We start from the raw sequence: 20405 nt of genomic DNA, 5'->3' as shown, positions 1-20405 counted from the left end.
GCGGGGCCTGAAGCCCCGCCAACTCAACGACCGCGCACCCCGAACCCACCCGGACCGCGCCCACCCACCCCCGCCACAAACCAAGCCCCCACCCACCCCGCTGCACAGAAGAAAGCTCGGTTGAGTGGCCGTCAGAGCGACTCGTGGGCCTTCCGCGGGTGCCCGCAAATGCGGATGATCGCGCCCTCGCCGAAATCCGGACCCGTGAAGTCCTGGTACTGGCTGAAGCAGAAGTCCGAGTCGCCGCGGAATCCCGGGCATCCGCAGGTTCGGATCGGAGTTCCGGGCGAGATCCTCGCGGTGCAGATGTCCAAGGCTCCGATTCCCGCTGACGCGGGACCTGGGTCGATTCCGGACCGGGTGAGCATGTCGGCAGCCGCGACTCGTGCGTGGCGGACCAGCCGCGCCGCCTCCTTGAGGGCTTGCACCTGTTCGTCACTGAGGCCGTCGGTCGGATAGGACATCATGGCTCCCGTCGGTCACTGCTCGTCGACGCGCTCGCACACGACGAATCCGGGCTCGATCTCCGAGCATTCGAAGACCGGTTGGGGGATCCCCACCGTCAGCGTCGTGCCCATGTCCTCTTCACGACCCGCTGGGTGGTACGCGAGCGAGAAGTGCCGGTCCGCCTCGGGGTACTTCTCCAGCAGACCGCGAAATTCCGCGATCAGTCCGTCGAACTCCTCCGGGACGGTGTCGCTGCTCGTGCGCTGTTCCGCCATGGCCGCCTCCTTGGGCATAGAAGTCAGAGACGCGGTCCACCCTTTTAGTTTCTCGCCGCTCGCGCTCGGGCGCACATGCGCCCTGCCCTACGCCGGGACCCTCCTGTCCACCCACCTCCACGCCGTCTCCAGGAGCAGCCCTCCCGTCGCCGCGATCGCCACCGCCGCCCACGGCATCGTCGTGCCCACCAGCTTCAGGGCGAAGAAGTCCTGGAGCCAGGGCACGATCAGGACCAGGAGGAAGGCGCCGCCCATCGTGGCGACCAGGGTGAGGCGCCACCACGTGTACGGGCGGGCGATGATCGCCAGGACCCACATGGAGACCAGGAACAGGGTCAGGGTGGCGGCGCTCGTCTCGGCCGCCAGGGCCCCTTCGCCGCTGTAGTGGTGGCGGGCCAGGAGGTAGGTGGTGAAGGTCGCCGCCGCCGCGATGACGCCGCCGGGGATCGCGTACCGCATCACCCGCCGTACGAAGTTCGGCTTCGCGCGTTCCTTGTTGGGCGCGAGCGCGAGAAAGAACGCCGGGACGCCGATCGTCAGCGTGGAGAGGAGGGTCAGGTGGCGGGGGAGGAAGGGGTACTCCACCTGCGAGCAGACCACCAGGACCGCCAGGAGGACCGAGTACACCGTCTTCGTCAGGAAGAGGGTTGCCACGCGGGTGATGTTGCCGATGACCCTCCGGCCCTCCGCCACCACCGACGGGAGCGTCGCGAAGCTGTTGTTCAGGAGGACGATCTGGGCCACCGCCCTCGTCGCTTCCGAGCCCGAGCCCATCGAGACGCCGATGTCGGCGTCCTTCAACGCCAGGACGTCGTTGACGCCGTCGCCCGTCATGGCGACCGTGTGGCCGTGGGACTGGAGCGCCGCCACCATGTCCCTCTTCTGCTGCGGTGTGACCCGGCCGAAGACCGCGTTCCCGTCGAGGACCTTCGCCATCTCCTCCCGGTCCGTGGGGAGCTGCCGGGCGTCCACCGTGTTCTCCGCGCCGGGCATGTCGAGCTTCCCCGCCACCGCGCCCACCGAGACCGCGTTGTCCCCGGAGATGATCTTGGTGGCGACGTTCTGGTCGGCGAAGTACGCGAGGGTGTCGGCGGCGTCCGGGCGGAGACGTTGCTCCAGGACGACGAGCGCGGTTGGGTGCGTGTCGGTGGCGACCTCGGGGTCGTCGAGCTCGTGTGTCGTACGGGTCAGGAGGAGGACCCGGAGGCCCTGTTCGTTGAGGTGGTCGATCTCGGCGAGCGTCGGGTCGTCGGCCTTCAGCAGGACGTCCGGGGCACCCAGGAGCCAGGTCGAGTTCTCGCCGTCTCCCTCGCTGAACGCCGCGCCGCTGTACTTCCGGGCCGACGAGAACGGCAGCGCCTCCGTGCACCGCCACTCCACCGTGTCCGGATAGGCGTCGATGATGGCCTGGAGGGAGGCGTTGGGGCGCGGGTCGGACTCGCCCAGGGCGCCGAGGACCTTCCGTACGTACTCCTCTTCCGTACCGCCCAGCGGGCGCAGTTCCTTGACGTCCATGCCGCCCTCGGTCAGCGTCCCCGTCTTGTCCAGGCACACGACGTCGACGCGCGCGAGGCCCTCGATGGCCGGCAGCTCCTGCACGAGGCACTGCCTGCGCCCCAGGCGTACGACTCCGATGGCGAAGGCGACGGAGGTCAGCAGGACCAGGCCCTCGGGGATCATCGGGACGATGCCGCCCACCGTGCGGGCGATCGAGCTCTTGAGGTCGTTGTCCTTGACGACCAGCTGGCTGATGACGAGACCGATCGCCGTCGGGACCATCATCCACGTCACGTACTTGAGGATCGTGGAGATGCCGGAGCGCAGTTCGGAGTGGACGAGCGTGAAGCGGGAGGCCTCTTCCGCGAGCTGCGCCGCGTAGGCCTCACGGCCGACCTTGGTGGCGGCGAACGCGCCGCCGCCCGCGACCACGAACGAGCCCGACATCATCGGGTCGCCGGGTTTCTTCACGACCGGGTCGGCCTCGCCCGTCAGCAGCGACTCGTCGATCTCCAGGCTGTCGGCCTCGGCGACGACGCCGTCGACGACGACCTTGTCGCCCGGGCCGAGTTCGATCAGGTCACCGAGGACGATCTCGGAGGTGGAGAGTTCGGCGGTCACGCCGTCGCGGCGGACGGTCGGCTTGGCCTCGCCGATGACGGCGAGGCCGTCGAGGGTCTTCTTGGCGCGGAGTTCCTGGATGATGCCGATGCCGGTGTTGGCGATGATCACGAAGCCGAAGAGGCTGTCCTGGATCGGCGCGACGAAGAACATGATCACCCAGAGCACACCGATGATCGCGTTGAAGCGGGTGAAGACGTTGGCGCGGACGATGTCGGTCGCCGAGCGGGAGCTCCGTACGGGTACGTCGTTGACCTCGCCGCGCGCGACGCGTTCCGCGACCTCGGCCGAGGTGAGCCCCGCGGCGCGGTGGACGACGGGCGGGCCGGCCGCCTCGGTCTCACTGCCGTCCGTGTCGATCTTCGCCCGCTGAGTCATGTTCTCGACGGTACGACCGGAACGGGGCGTTCACCTGCTGAGGAGGGCGAAGATCCGACCGGGGGAGGAGGGGACGGGAGGGGAATGGTCCTCAGGTGCTACGCGCCCGCCGGTGCTACGCGCCCGCCGGTGCTACGTGCCCGGCGGTGCTGCGTGCCCGGCGGCCGGTGCCGCGGGTGTCATGCGCCCGGTGTCGACTCCGGGGTCTCCCGTGACGCCGTCGCAGGGGCAGTCGTCGCCGTCCGCGCCGCCTCGTGCCGCTTGATCGCCGCGTCGCGCTTCCGTACGTACCAGATGCCGATCAGGCCGAGGCCCGCGCCGGCCAGGCAGGTCCACACCCACCAGGTGAGGTCCCGGTCGTCGAACCAGCCGTAGAACGGGACCTGGACGAGGAAGAGGACGAACCAGAGGATCGTGCCGCCGATGATGGTGCCGACGACGGGCCCTTCGAGGGGCTCGGGTGCCTCGTGCTTCGGTGTCCACTTCGCCATGAGCTTCAGTCTAGGTGGCCGAGATGCGTATCTACGCGCGGAGATAGACGCCCTCTCGTTCATGTGTTCATACTGAAACGGTTTGCCTCCGGCGGGTTTCCTTCGTATGAACCGCCAAAAAAATGGACTCTCCGAAGAGGAACCCCACCCCATGAGCACCACGGCCACCGCCAAGGCCACGCCCCCCGGGGGCCCCGGCGCCCCCGTCTCGGGCCTCGACCGCTACTTCAAGATCTCCGAGCGCGGATCGACCGTCGCCCGCGAGGTCCGTGGCGGTTTCGCCACCTTCTTCGCGATGGCCTACATCATCGTGCTGAACCCGATCATCCTCGGCAGCGCCAAGGACATGTACGGGCACCAGCTCGACGGCGGCCAGCTCGTCACCGCCACCGTCCTCACGGCGGCGTTCTCGACGCTCCTCATGGGTGTCATCGGCAACGTCCCGATCGCCCTCGCCGCCGGCCTCGGCGTCAACACGGTCGTCGCGCTCCAGCTCGCCCCGAAGATGTCATGGGCCGACGCCATGGGCATGGTCGTCCTCGCCGGTGTCGTCGTCATGCTGCTCGTCGCGACCGGTCTGCGCGAGCGCGTCATGAACGCCGTCCCGGTCGGCCTGCGCAAGGGCATCGCGATCGGCATCGGCCTCTTCATCATGCTCATCGGCCTCGTCGACTCGGGCTTCGTCTCCCGCATCCCCGACGCCGCGCACACCACCGTCCCGCTCCAGCTCGGCGGCGACGGTCACCTCACCGGCTGGCCCGTCCTGGTCTTCGTCCTGGGCACGCTCCTCACCCTCGCCCTGATCATCCGCAAGGTGCCGGGCGCGATCCTCATCTCCATCGTCGTCATGACGATCGCCGCGATGGTGATCAACGCGGTCGCGACCGTCCCCTCCTGGGGTCTGACCACCCCGAAGTGGCCCGGCAACCCGGTCGCCTCGCCCGACTTCGGCCTGGTCGGTGAGGTCAGCCTCTTCGGCGGCTTCGAGAAGGTCGGCCTCCTGACCGGCGTGCTCTTCGTCTTCACCGTGCTGCTGTCCTGCTTCTTCGACGCCATGGGCACGATCCTCGGCGTCGGCGACGAGGCCAAGCTGATCGACAAGGACGGCAACTTCCCCGGCATCAACAAGGTCCTGCTCGTCGACGGCCTGGCCGTCGCCTCCGGCGGCGCGACCTCCTCCTCGGCCACCACCTGCTTCGTGGAGTCCACGGCCGGTGTCGGCGAGGGCGCGCGCACGGGTCTCGCCTCGGTCGTGACCGGCGGTCTGTTCTCGGTGGCGCTGTTCCTCACGCCGCTGGCGACGATGGTCCCGTCCCAGGCGGCGACGCCCGCGCTGCTCGCGGTCGGCTTCCTGATCCTGGCCGGCTCGGTCAAGGACATCGACTGGAGCGACTTCACCATCGCGGTGCCGGCGTTCCTGGCCATGGTGATGATGCCGTTCACGTACTCGATCACGAACGGCATCGGCATCGGCTTCATCGCGTTCAGCGTGCTGCGTCTCGCGGCCGGCCGGGGCCGTGAGGTCCCGGTGGCCATGTACGCCGTGTCGGCGGTCTTCGTCTTCTACTACGCGATGCCGGCGCTCGGCCTCACGTGAGCGTGGGGTGAGACGGCCGCCGCGCCGTCCGTCTCACCCGCCGCCTCGGCCGTCTCCTCGGCCTCCCCGTAGAACCTCTCCGTCTCGTCGACGGCGGTCTGGAACCGTTCGTCGAAGTCCTCCCGAATGAGCGTCCGGACGACATAGTCCTGGACGCTCATTCCTCTTTTCGCGGCGTGACTCCTGAGCCGGTCGAGCAGCTCACCGTCGATGCGCAGGCTGAGCACTGTCGATCCCATGCCGTTCAGGGTCGGGGCTGCCCGGGCCTCTTCGCGTCACTTTCTGGATCCGACTCACTCGTTCGGGTGATACATCGATGCCGGAGTGTGATCGGGCCTGCACTGTGCTGCCAGTCGGTAGGTGTGATCCGTGCGACGTCGGAGCGTTTCCGTTGGTATTTAGCGAGAGTAATGAGTTAGGCTAACGAACATGCCAGACCTGTCCCACGGCACCGCCGACGACGACGCGGCCGTGAACGCGCTCCGCTCCTCCGTCATGCGACTGGGCCGACGCCTCAAGCACCAGCGCGTCGACGAGTCGCTGAGCCCCACCGAGATGTCGGTGCTCGGCACCCTCGCCCTCTGCGGCTCCGCCACCCCCGGTGAGCTGGCCCGCAAGGAGCACGTACAGCCGCCGTCGATGACCCGCATCGTCGCGTTGCTCGAAGCCAAGGGACTGGTCCGGCTGGAGCCTCACCCCGACGACCGCCGGCAGAAGGTCGTCAGCCCGACCGAGCGGGCCGAAGCCATGCTCGAAGAGTCCCGCCGCAAGCGGAACGCCTGGCTGGCCACCCTCGCCGACGGCCTGGACGAGGACGAATGGGCCAAGCTGCGCGCGGCCGCCCCCGTCCTGGAGAAGCTCGCCCATCTGTAGACCCGCAGCCGAGGAGGCGAACGCACTTTGAGTACGGGACCCGGAGCAGACTCCGCACCCGTCCACAAACCCACCCTCAAGACCCGTGGGCGGGGGGAAACCTTCTCCTCGCTCCGTATCCGCAACTACCGGCTGTTCTTCACCGGAGCCATCGTCTCCAACACCGGTACGTGGATGGCCCGCATCACCCAGGACTGGCTGGTCCTGAGCCTCACCGGCTCGGCCGCCGCCGTCGGCATCACCACGGCCCTGCAGTTCCTGCCGATGCTGCTCTTCGGCCTGTACGGCGGTGTCATCGCCGACCGCTACCCGAAGCGGCAGCTGCTCCTCTTCAGCCAGGCCGCCCTCGGCCTCTGCGGTCTCGCGCTCGCCGTCCTCACCCTCTCCGGACACGTCCAGGTCTGGCACGTCTACCTGATCGCCTTCCTCCTCGGCATGGTGACCGTCGTCGACAACCCGGCCCGGCAGGCCTACGTCTCCGAGATGGTCGGCCCCGGCCAGCTGCGTAACGCCGTCTCCCTGAACTCGGCGAACTTCCAGTCCGCGCGGCTGATCGGCCCCGCCGTCGCCGGTGTCCTCATCGCCGGCGTCGGCAGCGGCTGGGCCTTCCTCCTCAACGGCCTTTCCTTCCTCGCGCCCCTCGTGAGCCTCCTGCTCATGCGGACGAGCGAACTCCACAAGGTGGAGCGCGCCCCGCGCGGCAAGGGCCAGCTGCGGGAGGGCCTGCGGTACGTGGCAGGGCGGCCGGATCTGATCTGGCCGATCGTCCTCGTCGGCTTCATCGGCACGTTCGGATTCAACTTCCCGATCTTCCTCACCGCCTTCTCCGGTGACGTCTTCCACGTCGGCGCCGGTACGTACGGCTTCCTGAACACGCTCATGGCGGCCGGCTCCCTCGTGGGCGCCCTCGCGGCCGCCCGGCGCGGCTCGACCCGGCTGCGGATGCTGGTCCTCGCCGCCGGCGTCTTCGGCGTCCTGGAGATCGCGGCGGCCCTGTCGCCGGCGTTCTGGCTGTTCGCGCTGCTGCTCGTACCGATCGGCATGATCGGCCTCACGGTCAACGTCACCGCGAATTCGGCCGTCCAGATGGCGACCGACCCCGCCATGCGGGGCCGGGTGATGAGCCTCTACATGATGGTCTTCGCCGGTGGTACGCCGATCGGCGCGCCGCTCCTCGGCTGGATCACCGACACGTACGGCGCCCGCGCGGGCTTCGCCACGGGCGGTGTGATCTCGCTGGTGGCGGCGGTCGTCGTGGGCCTCGTCCTGGCGAGGCTGGGTGACCTGAAGGTCGCCTGGGGCTGGCGGCACGGGCACCCGCAGGTGCGGTTCGTGGCGCGCGAACGGCTGGCCACCGCCGCGTAGCCCTTGGGCGGGCGGCGGCGTGGGTCTGGGTGGGGCCGGGGCCTTCTCCGGCCCCGGCCCCGGCCCCGGACCTGCCCGGGGTTGGGTGGGCCGGGGCCGGGGCCTCCGCGGGGGAGGGAGTGTCCGGACTGCGTCTCACCGCGCTTCGCGCGAGTTCAAGACGCTTTTACGTCCGGACACTCCCTCCCCCGCTCCGGCCCCGGCCCCTCCCGCCGTCCTCGTCAGACCCGTCGTTCCAGTACCTGGCCCTGCCACTCGTTCACCGTGAACTTCTCGGTGCGGGTGAAGCCTTGGCGCTCGTAGTACGCGATGAGTCGGCCCTCGCTGCCCGCGAAGCAGTCCACCCGCAGCAGCGATATCTCCTGACGCCGGGTCTCCTCCGCCGCGTGCGCGAGCAGGGCGGCCCCCACCCCGTGGCCGTGGAAGCGCGCGTCGGTCGCGAGCAGGCGTACGTACACCTCGGGTTCGTCCGCCGGCGCGATGTGCTGTCCGGGGTGCGGCGTCAGCGTCATCGTGCCCGCCGGTACGCCGTCGATCTCGGCGATCCACGGGTCGCCCTCGGACATCGTCCGCTCGACCTGCTCCACCGCCTTGGGGCGCGCGGAGAACGGCTCCGTGCCCCACTGTGCGGTGATCCCCTTGCCGTTGAGCCACACCACGGCACTGTCCAACACGCTGAGTACGGCGGGGAGATCCTGGGCCCCGCCCTTCCTGATGGCGATCTTCATCCGCCGAGGGTAGCCATCGCGGATGTTCGTACAACCCTTCGATGGAGTCGCGAGTCAAGTAGGGCGTATCCGTAGAGGTTGGGGAGGGAACACACCTTGCGTACTGCTTTGACGCGCCGTGTCTCGATGTCGGTAGGGGTCGTGCTGGCGGTGGCCGCCGCGGGGCCGCTCGTCGCACCGGCGGCCACGGCCGCCACCGTGCCGACGGCGGCGGTGGCACCGGCCGCCGAGACCGCCACCGCGCCGATCCAGGTTCCGTTCCTCGCGTCGGGCGGAGAGGTGATCGGCGCGGGGAACACCGGCTTCCTCACCCGCGACGCCGACCAGGTCGTGCGCTGGACCCGGTACGCGGACGGGGTCTCCACGGTCGTCGGAACGGGCACCGCGGTCCTCGGTTCCGCCTCGGACTCCGTGGTGCGCGCGTGGCCCAGGATGCAGCGGTACGGCACCGAGAAGGCGGAGGTGTACGACATGGCCACCGGTGCCGCCCCCGTCACCTTCGGCAGTCTCAGCGGATACGTCACGGGCGCGGTGGGGACCGCGCTCTTCGACGACGGGTGGCAATTCCATCCCTATCTCAGCACCCACGTGGGAGGTGTCCCGTCCACCAGTCGCGTGGTGGGGATGACCGAGGGCACGTCGAGCGCGTTCGCGCTCGTGGACAGCCTGCCCGGCACCGCCCTCGGGTACTACAGGGGCACCTACCCCGTGACGTCCCGGAAGTTGGTGGTCGTCGACATCGCCGGTGCTCGGGTCACCGAGACGTACGCGGTGGGCGAAGGGGCGTCGGACAGTGCCTCGATCTCGCAGGACCGCGTCGACTGGACGGAGTACGTGGGCGGGAAGACCGTCCTCGTGTCGGCGAAGCGCGGCTCGGACGAGGTCACACGCGTGCCCCTCGCCGGAGCCGGCCAGGGCTCCTTCAAGGGCTCTCTGGACGGCGGCTGGTTCGTGCTCGGCGAGAAGTGGGTCAGCCCCACGACGGGAGGAATCGTGGCCCGTTCCCTGACGGGCGGAACCTCCTTCAAGCTTCTCGATCATGCCGAGAGCGTCATGAAGGCGGCCGACGGCACCTTGCTCGCCGTCGGGACCACCGCCGATCGCGGTACGGGCGTGTACCGGCTCGCGGTCAAGGACGGGAAGCCGTCCGCCGAGCTGATCGCCACCACCGGCGAGCCGCCCGCCCCCACCACCCCGATCAGCTACACCGGCCACGCCATCCCCGCCGTCCTCAACCTCGACGGCGTCGCCAAGACCCGGATGAGCTGGAAGTTCTCCACCACCAAGGCGGATCTCTCGATCGAGCTCCGGCACAAGACCGGGGCGCCCTTCCGCACGACCGTCCGCCCCCGTACCACCGGTACCGGGGTTCTCCCTGACGGATCGTTGGGCATCGACTGGGCCGGGGAGACGGGGTGGGGTTCCAGTCCCATGGTGGCCGCTCTCAACGGAGCGTACGAGTGGAAGGTGACGGCCCGGCCCTGGAACGGGATGCCGGCCGCCACGGCCACCGGCACGTTCCAGGTGACCCGCACGCCCAAGGCGCACGACTACTCGGGCAACGGCTCGCCCGACCTGTTCGCCCGCCGGACGGACGGAGACGTCGATGTGATCGACACACGCTGGGACGACGCCACGGGACGGCTCGTCGCGGGCGAGCCCCGCAGACTGGCGTATGACTCCGAGGACTGGAACGCCTACGACCGGGTCGAGGCCGTCGGCAACATCGCGGGTACCACGGTCTTCGACGTCGTCGCCCGGGACACGGCCGGTGTTCTGTGGCTGCACGTCGGTTCGCCGTCGTCCGGCCAGCGGCCCGCGAAGGTGGGCGGCGGGTGGAACACATACGACCTCCTCGCGGGTGGCAGCGACCTGACCGGTGACGGGCGGTCCGACCTCGTCGGTGTCGACAAGGCGGGTGACCTGTACCTGTACAAGGGGACCGGTTCCGCGTCCGCGCCGTACGGGGTGCGGAAGAAGATCGGGGTCGGCTGGGGGGTCTACAACGAGCTGACCGCTGTCGGCAACGTCGCGGGTGCTCCCGCCGGTGACCTGGTGGCGCGGGACAAGGCCGGTGTCCTCTGGCTGTACCTGGGCAAGGGCGACGGCACGTATGCGCCCCGCATCAGGGTCGGCGGCGGCTGGAACGAGTACACCGATCTGGTCGGCATCGGCGACGCGAACAAGGACGGGCGCCCCGACCTCTACGTCCGCACGACGGGGACGAACACGTCCTACTTCTACGCCGGTACGGGCGACTGGCGGGCCCCCTTCGCGACGCGTGCGACCACCCAGGCCGGAGTCAACAACACCAGGGCGACGTACAACCGGGTCTTCTGACCTGGCGTTAGCCGTACAACCTTTCGATGATGTCGAGAGTCGATACGGGCAGATCCACAGCCTTGGGAGGAATACATCTTGCGTTCCGCTTCGTCTCTGCCCCGTCGTCGGCTCTCGGTGGCGGTGGGCGTCGTCATCGCGGCCCTGGCCGCCGGCCCGCTCACCGCCCCGGCGGCGTCGGCCGCGCCCGCACCGGCCGCCGCCCCGGCGCAGCCGGCCGCCGCCGCCACGCCGATCCCGGTGCCGTTCCTGGCCGCGGGAGGCACACTCGCGGGCGCGGGAACCACCGGCTTCCTGTCCTCGGACTCCTCCGGCAAGAGCCGCTGGACCCGTTACGCGGACGGGGTCTCGGCGGTCGTCGGAGAAGGCGGCGAGTACGAATTCGTCACCGGCTCGGCCTCGGACGTCCTGGCGATCGGGAAGCGCATCTACCACAGCCCCGACCATGAGGGGGTGAAGCTGTACGACATGGCCGCCGGTACCGGGCCCGTCACCATCGACTTCGGGACGGACGTCGTCGGCAGCGGCCACCTTGAGGCGGTGGTGGGCTCGACCATCGTCATGAACGAGAATGAGCGCCACCCGAGGATCGTCAGCGTGAAGGACGGCAAGGTGTCCGTCCAGCCCGTGACGGGCCTGCCCGGCGGCTATTACAGCAGCCTCTCGGTGGGGGACAGCCTTCCGGACGCCGTGTTCGGCTCCCACTACTCCTACGACCCGGGGTCGTACGGCGAGCGCGAGGACATGGCGGTCGTGGACCTCGCGACCGGCCGCGTCGTCGAGGCGTACACGCCCGTCCGCGGCGAGCGGGAGCTCAGGGGCCTGGCGGTCATCTCGCAGAGCCGTGTCGCGTGGACGGAGCGGGGGGACGGCAAGGCCGTGCTCGCGACGGCGGTCCGCGGTACGGGCGAGGTCACCCGGACACCGCTCGGTCCCGACAGCCAGGCGAAGCTCATCGGCGGCTCACTGGGCGACTGGCTCGCGTTCGGAGCCACGTCGGGCGCCGACGCGAGCGGGTACAAGTTCACCGCGCGCTCGCTGGTGGACGGCACGACCGTCGAACTGCTCGACCACGCGAAGAGCGTGACGAAGGGCCCCGACGACACCCTGCTCGCGCTGGGGACGACCGCCGCTCACGGCGAGGGCGTCTACCGGATCGCGCTCGGCGCGGACGGGAAGCCGGCCGCCGAGCTGATCGCCTCCACCGGCGAGACCGACGGGAGCACGACCCCTCTCACCTACGTCGGACACAGCATCCCGGCCGCCATCCACCTCGACGGCGTGGCCAAGACCCGCCTGGCCTGGAAGTTCTCCACCACCCATGCCGACCTGGTCATCGACTTCACGCACAAGGCGACCGGGCGTACCTATACGGAGACCGTCCGTCCCGGCACCACGGGCGCCGGGATCTTCCCGGACGGTTCCCTCGGCCTCGACTGGACCGGAGACCTGTCGACACTCGCCACGCCCCTGGCGGCCGCCCCCAACGGCCCGTACGACTGGAAGGTGACGGCCACGCCCTGGAACGGGATGCCGTCCGTCACCGCCTCCGGCACCACCGAGGTGATCCGCACGCCCAGGGTGCACGACTACACCGACAACGGCTCCCCCGACCTGCTCGTGCGCAGGGCGGACGGCTCCTTCGACGGGTTCGACACACGCTGGGACGACGCGACGGCCCGCCTCGTGCGCGTCAACTGGGGCAGCGCGGGAGGTGGGGGGAACTGGGGCGTCGACGACCTCGTCGAGTCCGTCGGCGATGTGGCCGGCCCGACAACTGCCGACATCCTCAGCCGTGACAAGGACGGCCTGCTGTGGCTGCACCTGGCGAAGGGGCAGGACTTCTTCGCGCCGCCCCGGAAGGTCGGTGGCGGCTGGAACACGTACAACCTCCTCGCGGGTGGCAGCGACCTGACCGGTGACGGGCGGTCCGACCTCGTCGCCGTCGACAAGGCCGGTGACCTGTACCTGTACAACGGGACCGGTTCGGCGTCCGCGCCGTACGGGGTGCGGAAGAAGATCGGGGTCGGCTGGGGGGTCTACAACGAGCTGACCGCTGTCGGCAACGTCGCGGGTGCTCCCGCCGGTGACCTGGTGGCGCGGGACAAGTCCGGTGTCCTCTGGCTGTACCTGGGCAAGGGCGACGGCACGTACGCGCCCCGCATCATGGTCGGCGGCGGCTGGGGCGGGTACCGGGACATCGTGGGTATCGGCGACGCCAACAAGGACGGGCGTCCCGACCTGTACGTGCGGAACGCGACGAACGAGGCGTACTTCTACGCCGGTACGGGCAGCTGGCAGGCCCCCTTCGCCGGGCGCGTGGCCACCCAGGTCGGGGCCGAGCCCGGGACGACGTACAGCCAGGTGTTCTGACGTACGGTCAGGTGCTCTGACGGGGGCGGGCAGGCCGTCGGTGCCGGGCCCGCGGTGCGCGGTCCGGGGCCGGCGGCCTGCCATGCTTTCCCCATGAGGCTCTTCGCCGCCGTCCTGCCGCCCCCGGCGCAGCTGGACGAGCTCGGACACGTCGTCGACCGGCTCCACCGGCTGCCCGGAGCCGACCGGCTCCGCTGGACCTCACGGGCCGGCCGGCACCTCACCCTCGCCTTCATGGGCGAGGTCGGCGAGGAGCTGCTGCCCGAGCTGCGCGTCCGGCTCGCCCGGGCCGCGCACCGCACCCCGCCGTTCCCATTGCGGCTGCACGGCGGCGGCCACTTCGGGCGGCGCACGCTGTGGACCGGGGCCGCCGGGGGCCTGGACGAGCTGCGGCTGCTCGCCGAGCGCGCGGACGCCGCCGCGCGCCGGGCCGGGGTCCCGATGGACGAGCACCGCCGCTACCAGGCGCACGTGACGCTGGCCCGGGCCCGGCCGGGCGAGGACGTCGACCTGCACCCCTTCCTCGACGAGCTCGGCGCCTTCGAGGGCACGCGGTGGCAGGTCGGCGAGCTGGCGCTCGTACGCTCGAACCTGCCGGTGAGCGGGGTGCCGGGGGAGCAGCCCCGGTACGAGAGGGTCGACGGCTGGCCCCTGGAGGGGCGGGGTGACGGCGGGCGGGCGCGGACGGCCGGGTAACCTCGAAGGGTGGATCCGAAGACCCGTAACCGAATCATGGCCGCCGTGCTCGTACTGATGTTCGCGATCATCGCGGTGGCCTCCGTGGCCGGTCTGTAGCCGTCACCTCCAGGCGCTCCCGCCGCCTGCCCCAGCCGTCGCCTCCAGGCGCTCCCGTCCCCTGCCCTCGTGGGGAACCCTCTTGCTTCGAGCGCACTCGAAGCAGTTGGCTTGACGCCCATGGAGTACACGCAGCTCGGACGCACCGGACTCAAGGTCAGCCGACTCGTCCTCGGGACGATGAACTTCGGACCCCAGACGGACGAGGCCACCAGCCACGCCATCATGGACACGGCCCTCGACGTGGGGCTCAACTTCTTCGACACCGCCAACGTGTACGGCTGGGGCGAGTACAAGGGCCGGACCGAGGAGATCGTGGGTTCCTGGTTCGCGAAGGGCGACGGCCGCCGCGACAGGACCGTCATCGCCACCAAGGTGTACGGGAACATGGACGCCGACGGCGAGGCCTGGCCCAACCACGACAAGCTCTCGGCGCTGAACATCCGCCGCGCGGTCGAAGGCAGCCTCAAGCGCCTCGGCACCGACTACATCGACGTCTACCAGTTCCACCACATCGACCGTGCCACCCCCTTCGAGGAGATCTGGCAGGCGATCGACGTCCTGATCCAGCAGGGCAAGGTGCTCTACGCGGGCTCCTCGAACTTCCCCGGCTACAAGATCGCCCAGGCCAACGAGACCGCCGCCCGGCGCGGCTCCGTGGGTCTCGTCAGCGAGCAGTGCCTCTACAACCTGTACGAGCGGCGCGCCGAGATGGAGGTGATCCCGGCCGCCCAGGAGTACGGCCTCGGGGTCATCCCCTGGTCGCCGCTGCACGGCGGCCTGCTCGGCGGTGTCCTGAAGAAGGAGGCCGGGGGCAAGCGGCGTACGGAGGGACGCGCGGCGGCCACGCTCGCCGACCCGGTGGCGCGGCGGCAGTTCCAGGCGTACGAGGACCTGCTCGACAAGCACGGCCTCGAACCGGGCGAGACGGCCCTCGCGTGGCTGCTGACCAGGCCGGGGGTCACCGGGCCGATCGTCGGTCCGCGCACGCCGGAGCAGCTGACGAGTGCGCTGCGCGCCCTGGAGGTGGAGCTGAGCGAGGAGCTCCTGGCCGCCCTGGACGAGATCTTCCCGGGGCCGGGGCCGTCCCCCGAGGCCTTCGCCTGGTGATCCCTCAGGGGGTTCCCGGGTTCAGGGTGCGCCCAGCCAGCTGGTGGCGTCCAGGCGGAACGCCGTCTCCGCGGGGACGACGTTCCGCAGGGACGTCTCGATGTCCCGGACGCGGTCCGCGCCGAGGGCCGCGACCCACTCCGCCCGCAGTTCGTCGAAGATCGCGGCGGAGCGGGCGAGGGCCGCGCGGCCGCGCGGGGTGAGGTGGACGAGTTTGCGGCGGGCGTCGGTGGGGTCGTCGGCGCGCTCGGCGTAGCCGAGGGCGAGCAGTCGGTCGACGGTCTTGCCTGCGGCCTGTTTGGAGACGCCGAGGCGCCGCCCGATCTCGCTGGCGGTGGCGCCCCGGCCGCCGATGGCCTGCATGGCGAAGCCGTGCGCGGGGCGCAGGTCGGGGTGGCCCTCGGCGGCGAGGCGGGTGTGCAGCCGGTCGATGAGGGTGCGGAAGCCGCCGAAGAGGAGCAGGGGGAGCTCGAAGCCCGGAGGGGAATCCGAGACGGGTTCTCTTTCTCCCTTGCCCTGATCGACAACCTGGTTTACTTTTTCTCTGTCGACATGGTCAACCATGTTGTCGATTCTATCGCCGATCGCCGATCGCCGATCGCCGATCGCCGATCGCCGATCGCCGATCGCCGATCGCCGACTGCCAGGAGATGCCTTGCCCGTAGACCTGTCCGCCCGCACCGCCGCCGCCGTCGCCCTCCTCAAGGAGTCCCCGGAGACCCTCGACGGCTTCCTGAAGCTCAGCCAGATCTTCGAGTCCACCACCCTCGACGCGCACTCCCGCGAGACCGTCATCCTGACCGTCGCCCACCGCAACCAGTGCCACCTCTGCGTCGACATGCACGACGCCAAGATGGCCGCCCTCGGGCCGGCGCCCGAGCCCGAACGCCTTGACGCGATACGGGCGTTCACCCTCCAGGTGCTCGCCACCTCCGGTGCGGTGAGCGACGCCGACCTGGCCGCCTTCGAGAAGGCCGGCTACACCCGTCGGAACGCCCTGGAAGTCGTCCTCGGCGTCGGCGCCTACACCCTCTCCACCTTCGCGAACCGGCTCACCCGAGCGGCATGAGGTCCTGGGTGGTCTGGGTGCACCCGTACGGGCTGCCCAGGCCCCACGCCTGGTGCATCGCGTCCGCGAAGGCGGCCGCCAGTTTGTGTTCGCCGGAAGGTCCCGGGTGCGTGCCGTCGTAGGTGTCCGCGCCGAGGTCGTACGACTCCGGGACCGTCGCGAGCAGGAGCGGCGAGGCGGCCGTGTCGAGGTCGGCGACCGCCTTCGCGAGGAGTTCGTTGAAGCGGGCGCACTCGGCCGCGAAGGGGGCGTCGTATCCGGCGCGGACGTTGGGTATGACCGGCATGAGCACCGCCCGCACGTGCGGGTTCGCGGTGCGGGCCGCCGCGACGAACGCCCGGACGTTGTCGTGGGTCTGGTCGCTGTTCGTGTAGAAGCCGAGGTCGATCAGGCCGAGCGAGACGAGCAGCACGTCCGCGCCGGTCGCGGCGACCGTCTCCCCGATCACGGGTGCCATGTGCAGCCAGCCCTCGCCCCAGCCGGCCAGATGGCGGCGGGCCGGGGCCGGGAAGGCGGGGTCCGCGTACGCCTCCGAGGTCGCGGCGTCGTCCTCGGGGACGTAGAGGCGCGAGCGCGGCCCGACGATCTCGTACCCGCCCGGAAGCGTGGCCTCCAGGTGCCGCCACATGCGGTACCGCCAGGTCCAGTCGCCGGCGCGTCCGATGGTCATGCTGTCGCCGACGAACAGAAAACGCATGGTCATATCATCGCGGACGCCGTCCTGGGCCTGCGACGTGATCCGGGACACGGGCCGCCGCCACCGTCGCCACGGTCACGCCCCTCCTGTGCGAACTACCCGTTCAGGAAGGAACCCACCTGCTTCGCGAACCCTTCCGCGTCGTCGTGCCACGGGAAGTGCCCCGCCCCGTCCAGGACCACGAGCGCCGCCCCGGGGAACAGCCCCGCGTACGCCGCCGCCGTCGGCACCGGCGTGTTCACGTCCCCCTCCCCGGCCACCACCAGCACCGGCCGCGCGAACTCCGCGAACACCGCACGGGTCGCCGCCGGATCGAAGACACCCTCACCCGCGAAGACCCCCGCGCCCTCGCCGTTCCGCTGCCGCTCCCCGGCGGCGTGCCGCTCCCGCGCCGCCTCGTCCCAGGTCCCGTGGAAGAACGGAGCCACTGCCCCGAAGGACTCGGCCGTACCCCGCCCCGCCGTGACGTCCTCAAGCGCCGCGTACGCAGGCCCGAACCACGGCTCGTCCTTCCGCAGCCGCGCCGCCGCGAGCCGCTCCTCCGGGGCCGTTTCGAGCCCCGGGGCCGCCGCGCCCGGAGTGACGAGCACGAGCCGGCCGACCCGCTCCGGATACCGGGTCACGTACAGCGCGGCCAGGTTCGCGCCCGCCGAATGCCCCAGGACGTCGACGGTGTCGAGACCGAGGTGCACGCGCAGCGCCTCCACGTCCTCGACGAGCCGGTCGCAGCGGTACGACTCCGGGTCCCCCGGCACCGCCGACGCGCCCGTGCCCCGCAGATCGAGCCGGATCAGCCGCCGGTGCGCGGCCAGACCGCCGAGGTCGCCGAGATAGACGGAGTCCTGGAGAGGCCCGCCGGGCAGGCAGAGGAGAGGGGCGCCGGTACCGGCCTCGTGGTAGGCGAGCAGGGTGCCGTCGGGGGCGCGGAAGGTAGGCATGGACGCGACCCTGACAGCGCCCCCGACGCAGGTCAAGCAGGTTTCAGGGACAGCGGACAAGGTCATCGCCCCCAGCGGACAAGGTCATCGCCGCCACGCCGTGGCAGGCTTGAGCCCATGCGATCTGCTCTGTGCGCCCTCGGCGCGGCGGTGGCCCTGGTGCTGCTCCCGGCCGGTCATGCCCGTGCCGAAGGCCAGGAGCCCGACCGGGACTTCACGATCGAGGACTCCCGCGTCACCGAGTCCAGCGGCATCGCCGCGAGCCGCGCCCACCCCGGCGTCTACTGGACGCACAACGACCAGGACGCGCCCCTGATCTACGGCATCGACTCCCGTACGGGAAAGACCGTCGCGACCCTGACCATGCAGGGCGTCGGCACCCCCCGCGACATGGAGGCCATCGCGGTCGGCTCCGACGGCGACATCTACGTCGGCGACATCGGCGACAACCTCGACGGCTCCTGGGACCACGTCTGGATCTACCGGTTCCCCGAGCCGAAGACGCTGAAGGACCAGAAGGTGGCGGCGAAGCAGTACGTCGTGAAGTACGCCGACGGGGCGCGCAACGCCGAGGCCCTGATGGTCCACCCGAAGACCGGCCGGGTGTACATCGCCAGCAAGAACGAGGACGGCGGCGGCCTGTACGCCGGCCCCGAGCGGCTCTCCTCGTCGGGGACGAACGTGTTCCGGCGTATCGGCGAGGTGCCGTGGGTGACCGACGGCGCCTTCTCGCCCGACGGCGACCGGCTGGTCCTCCGCGGCTACCTGATGGCCCGCGAGTACACCTGGAAGGACGGCCGCCTCGGCGACGAGGGCACCTCCATCGGGGCCACGTTCCAGGGCCAGGCGGAATCGGTGACGTACACAAGGGACGGCTCGGCGTTCATGCTCGGCTCGGAGGGGCAGAGCAGCAAGGTCGTCCGGGTGGAACGCCAGGGGGCCACACCGCCCCCCTCGGAGAAGCCCGCGGACACCCCGGGCGCGCCGCAGTCGCCTCCCTCCCCGCAGTCACCGGCCGCCGGGGGGGAGGGAGGGAACGCCACCGTGGGCTTCCTGGTCCTCGCGGGCGCCTTCGTCCTCGTCTTCGGCATCAAGCGCCTGCTGCGGCGGGGCTGACGCCCCCGCCTCCCCGTGTCGACCGGGCGCGCCGCCGGGTCGAGACTGGAGGGGAGGGGGCCGGAGGGGGCGTACGAGGCGTGGAGGAGTCATGACCGGATTCACTCGCGAGGACACTCCCGTCGCCATGGAAGGCGGCGGCCTGGACTTCCGCATGCAGGAGGCCGGAGGCGACATGAGCGTCGCCTTCATCCACCTCCCCAAGGGCACGGACATGGGTCCGGCGCTCAAGGGCCTGGAGGGCGACCTGTGCCAGTGCCCCCACTGGGGGTACCTCTTCAAGGGCCGGATCAGGATGCGGACAGCCTCGGGCGAGGAGATCTACGAGGCCGGACAGGCCTACTACTGGGGACCCGGCCACGCCCCCGAAGCCCTGGAGGACGTCGACGTCGTCGAGTTCTCACCGACCGCCGAGTTCAACGCGGTGATCGACCACGTGAAGGCGCAATCGGGCGGCTGACCCGTGCCGGACACGGCGGAGGGCCTGTCACCGGAAGTTTCCGGCGCCAGGCCCTCCGTACGCGTACGGGGAAGGTCAGAGCTTCTCGATCACGTAGTCGACGCAGGCCGTGAGGGCGCGCACGTCCGCCGGGTCGATCGCCGGGAACATCGCGATCCGCAGCTGGTTGCGGCCCAGCTTGCGGTACGGCTCGGTGTCCACGATCCCGTTCGCGCGCAGCACCTTGGCGACCGCGGCCGCGTCGATGTCGTCCGCGAAGTCGATCGTGCCGATGACCTGCGAGCGCTTCGCCGCGTCCGTGACGAACGGCGACGCGTACTTGGACTCCTCGGCCCAGTTGTACAGCGCGTCCGAGGACTCCTTCGTCCGGGCCACGGCCCATTCGAGGCCGCCCTGGCCGTTGATCCACTTCAGCTGCTCGTTGAGCAGGAAGAGGGTCGAGAGCGCCGGCGTGTTGTACGTCTGGTTCTTGAGCGAGTTGTCGATCGCCGTCGGCAGCGAGAAGAACTCGGGGACGTGCCGGCCCGACTCGTGGATCTTCTTCGCCCGCTCCAGGGCCGCCGGGGAGAACGCCGCCAGCCACAGGCCGCCCTCGGCCGCGAAGGACTTCTGCGGGGCGAAGTAGTAGACGTCCGTCTCGGTGATGTCGACCGGGAGGCCGCCGGCGCCGGAGGTCGCGTCGACCAGGACGAGCGCACCCTCGTCGGCGCCCGCGACCCGCTTGATCGGGGCGGCGACACCGGTGGAGGTCTCGTTGTGGGTGTACGCGTAGACGTCGACGCCCGCCTCGGCCACCGGCTCCGGGTGGGTGCCCGGGTCGGAGGAGATCACGGTCGGCTCGGCCAGCCACGGGGCCAGCTTCGCGGCCTTCGCGAACTTGGAGGAGAACTCGCCGAAGGTGAGGTGCTGCGACTTGTTCTCGATGAGACCGTGGGTCGCGACGTCCCAGAAGGCGGTGGAGCCGCCGTTGCCCAGGATCACCTCGTAACCCTCGGGGAGCGAGAAGAGGTCACGGATGCCGGTACGTACCTCGCCGACCAGGTTCTTCACGGGAGCCTGGCGGTGGGACGTGCCGAGGAGAGAGGTGCCGGTGGCGGCCAGGGCGTCCAGCGCCTCCGTACGCACCTTGGAGGGGCCCGCGCCGAAACGGCCGTCGGCGGGCTTGATGTCAGCGGGAATCTGGATATCAGCCACGAGGCGGAGAGTATCGGGTCGGGAAGGAGCCGGTCGCCGGA

Annotated in this window: 20 protein-coding genes; 10 read left to right on the top strand and 10 right to left on the bottom strand. The window is 70.5% G+C overall.

The genetic code is table 11. The features are described 5' to 3' along the window. Positions 1–131: 131 nt before the first annotated feature. From ABT034_RS31180 to ABT034_RS31165, 4 genes are all read right to left on the bottom strand, one after another. Positions 132–464 carry a DUF6422 family protein gene (locus tag ABT034_RS31180; protein ID WP_351220424.1) on the bottom strand — a complete coding sequence of 111 codons (333 nt, stop codon included), beginning with the start codon at positions 462–464 and terminating at the stop codon, positions 132–134. Positions 465–479: 15 nt separating this feature from the next. Continuing rightward, positions 480–722 carry a hypothetical protein gene (locus ABT034_RS31175; protein ID WP_351220423.1) on the bottom strand — a complete coding sequence of 81 codons (243 nt, stop codon included), beginning with the start codon at positions 720–722 and terminating at the stop codon, positions 480–482. 87 nt (positions 723–809) lie between these two features. Then, the gene (locus ABT034_RS31170; protein WP_351220422.1) at positions 810–3218 is read right to left on the bottom strand and encodes a cation-translocating P-type ATPase; all 2409 of its coding nucleotides are present in this window, start codon (positions 3216–3218) and stop codon (positions 810–812) included. A 179-nt stretch (positions 3219–3397) separates the two neighbouring features. Beyond that, positions 3398–3709: a DUF2530 domain-containing protein gene (locus ABT034_RS31165; protein WP_351220421.1), complete on the bottom strand. Its 312-nt coding sequence runs from the start codon at positions 3707–3709 to the stop codon at positions 3398–3400. A 151-nt stretch (positions 3710–3860) separates the two neighbouring features. Here ABT034_RS31165 and ABT034_RS31160 point away from each other — a divergent pair, with 151 nt between their 5' ends. Further along, complete coding sequence (locus tag ABT034_RS31160) at positions 3861–5306, top strand: NCS2 family permease (protein ID WP_351220420.1); 1446 nt, start codon at positions 3861–3863, stop codon at positions 5304–5306. Here ABT034_RS31160 and ABT034_RS31155 read toward each other — a convergent pair. Continuing rightward, positions 5276–5545, bottom strand: coding sequence for a hypothetical protein (locus ABT034_RS31155; RefSeq protein ID WP_351220419.1), 270 nt, complete (start codon positions 5543–5545; stop codon positions 5276–5278). The genes ABT034_RS31160 and ABT034_RS31155 overlap by 31 nt on opposite strands. A 190-nt stretch (positions 5546–5735) precedes the next feature. Between ABT034_RS31155 and ABT034_RS31150 the strand changes: the two genes are divergently transcribed. Next, a complete protein-coding gene (locus ABT034_RS31150; protein ID WP_351220418.1) occupies positions 5736–6179 on the top strand; it encodes a MarR family winged helix-turn-helix transcriptional regulator in 444 nt (147 codons plus the stop codon). Between the two features lie 27 nt (positions 6180–6206). Continuing rightward, positions 6207–7544 carry an MFS transporter gene (locus ABT034_RS31145; protein ID WP_351220417.1) on the top strand — a complete coding sequence of 446 codons (1338 nt, stop codon included), beginning with the start codon at positions 6207–6209 and terminating at the stop codon, positions 7542–7544. A gap of 221 nt (positions 7545–7765) precedes the next feature. Here ABT034_RS31145 and ABT034_RS31140 read toward each other — a convergent pair whose 3' ends face one another. After that, the gene (locus ABT034_RS31140; RefSeq protein ID WP_351220416.1) at positions 7766–8272 is read right to left on the bottom strand and encodes a GNAT family N-acetyltransferase; all 507 of its coding nucleotides are present in this window, start codon (positions 8270–8272) and stop codon (positions 7766–7768) included. A 126-nt stretch (positions 8273–8398) separates the two neighbouring features. On the opposite strand from ABT034_RS31140, the gene ABT034_RS31135 reads away from it, so the two are divergent. From ABT034_RS31135 to ABT034_RS31120, 4 genes are all read left to right on the top strand, one after another. After that, positions 8399–10612 carry an FG-GAP repeat domain-containing protein gene (locus ABT034_RS31135; RefSeq protein ID WP_351220415.1) on the top strand — a complete coding sequence of 738 codons (2214 nt, stop codon included), beginning with the start codon at positions 8399–8401 and terminating at the stop codon, positions 10610–10612. Between the two features lie 78 nt (positions 10613–10690). Next, a complete protein-coding gene (locus ABT034_RS31130; protein ID WP_351220414.1) occupies positions 10691–12985 on the top strand; it encodes an FG-GAP-like repeat-containing protein in 2295 nt (764 codons plus the stop codon). Between the two features lie 93 nt (positions 12986–13078). Beyond that, entirely contained in the window at positions 13079–13681 is a 603-nt protein-coding gene (gene thpR / locus ABT034_RS31125) for an RNA 2',3'-cyclic phosphodiesterase (protein WP_351220413.1), read from the top strand. A gap of 219 nt (positions 13682–13900) precedes the next feature. After that, entirely contained in the window at positions 13901–14890 is a 990-nt protein-coding gene (locus ABT034_RS31120) for an aldo/keto reductase (RefSeq protein ID WP_351220412.1), read from the top strand. Between the two features lie 21 nt (positions 14891–14911). On the opposite strand, the gene ABT034_RS31115 is transcribed toward ABT034_RS31120, so the two are convergent. Beyond that, entirely contained in the window at positions 14912–15454 is a 543-nt protein-coding gene (locus ABT034_RS31115; RefSeq protein ID WP_351220411.1) for a MarR family winged helix-turn-helix transcriptional regulator, read from the bottom strand. 91 nt (positions 15455–15545) lie between these two features. Between ABT034_RS31115 and ABT034_RS31110 the strand changes: the two genes are divergently transcribed. Then, positions 15546–15959 (top strand): carboxymuconolactone decarboxylase family protein, encoded by a 414-nt coding sequence (locus tag ABT034_RS31110; protein ID WP_351220410.1) that lies wholly within the window; start codon positions 15546–15548, stop codon positions 15957–15959. On the opposite strand, the gene ABT034_RS31105 is transcribed toward ABT034_RS31110, so the two are convergent. Together ABT034_RS31105 and ABT034_RS31100 are read right to left on the bottom strand one after the other, a co-directional pair. Further along, positions 15943–16656 (bottom strand): GDSL-type esterase/lipase family protein, encoded by a 714-nt coding sequence (locus tag ABT034_RS31105; protein WP_351220409.1) that lies wholly within the window; start codon positions 16654–16656, stop codon positions 15943–15945. The two genes, ABT034_RS31110 and ABT034_RS31105, sit on opposite strands and share 17 nt — an antisense overlap. Positions 16657–16751: 95 nt before the next feature. Next, positions 16752–17594 (bottom strand): alpha/beta fold hydrolase, encoded by an 843-nt coding sequence (locus ABT034_RS31100; RefSeq protein WP_351220408.1) that lies wholly within the window; start codon positions 17592–17594, stop codon positions 16752–16754. 117 nt (positions 17595–17711) lie between these two features. On the opposite strand from ABT034_RS31100, the gene ABT034_RS31095 reads away from it, so the two are divergent. Together ABT034_RS31095 and ABT034_RS31090 are read left to right on the top strand one after the other, a co-directional pair. Continuing rightward, positions 17712–18710: an SdiA-regulated/phytase-like domain-containing protein gene (locus ABT034_RS31095; protein ID WP_351220407.1), complete on the top strand. Its 999-nt coding sequence runs from the start codon at positions 17712–17714 to the stop codon at positions 18708–18710. Positions 18711–18801: 91 nt separating this feature from the next. After that, entirely contained in the window at positions 18802–19170 is a 369-nt protein-coding gene (locus ABT034_RS31090; RefSeq protein ID WP_030550082.1) for a cupin domain-containing protein, read from the top strand. A 75-nt stretch (positions 19171–19245) separates the two neighbouring features. On the opposite strand, the gene serC is transcribed toward ABT034_RS31090, so the two are convergent. Continuing rightward, a complete protein-coding gene (gene serC, locus ABT034_RS31085) occupies positions 19246–20364 on the bottom strand; it encodes a phosphoserine transaminase (RefSeq protein ID WP_351220406.1) in 1119 nt (372 codons plus the stop codon). Positions 20365–20405 lie beyond the last annotated feature (41 nt).

It is taken from the genome of Streptomyces sp. NPDC002773 (genome assembly GCF_040295605.1).
Lineage (GTDB): Bacteria > Actinomycetota > Actinomycetes > Streptomycetales > Streptomycetaceae > Streptomyces.
The sequence above is the reverse complement of the archived record's forward strand: the minus strand, read 5'-3'. Positions and strand labels throughout refer to the sequence as shown.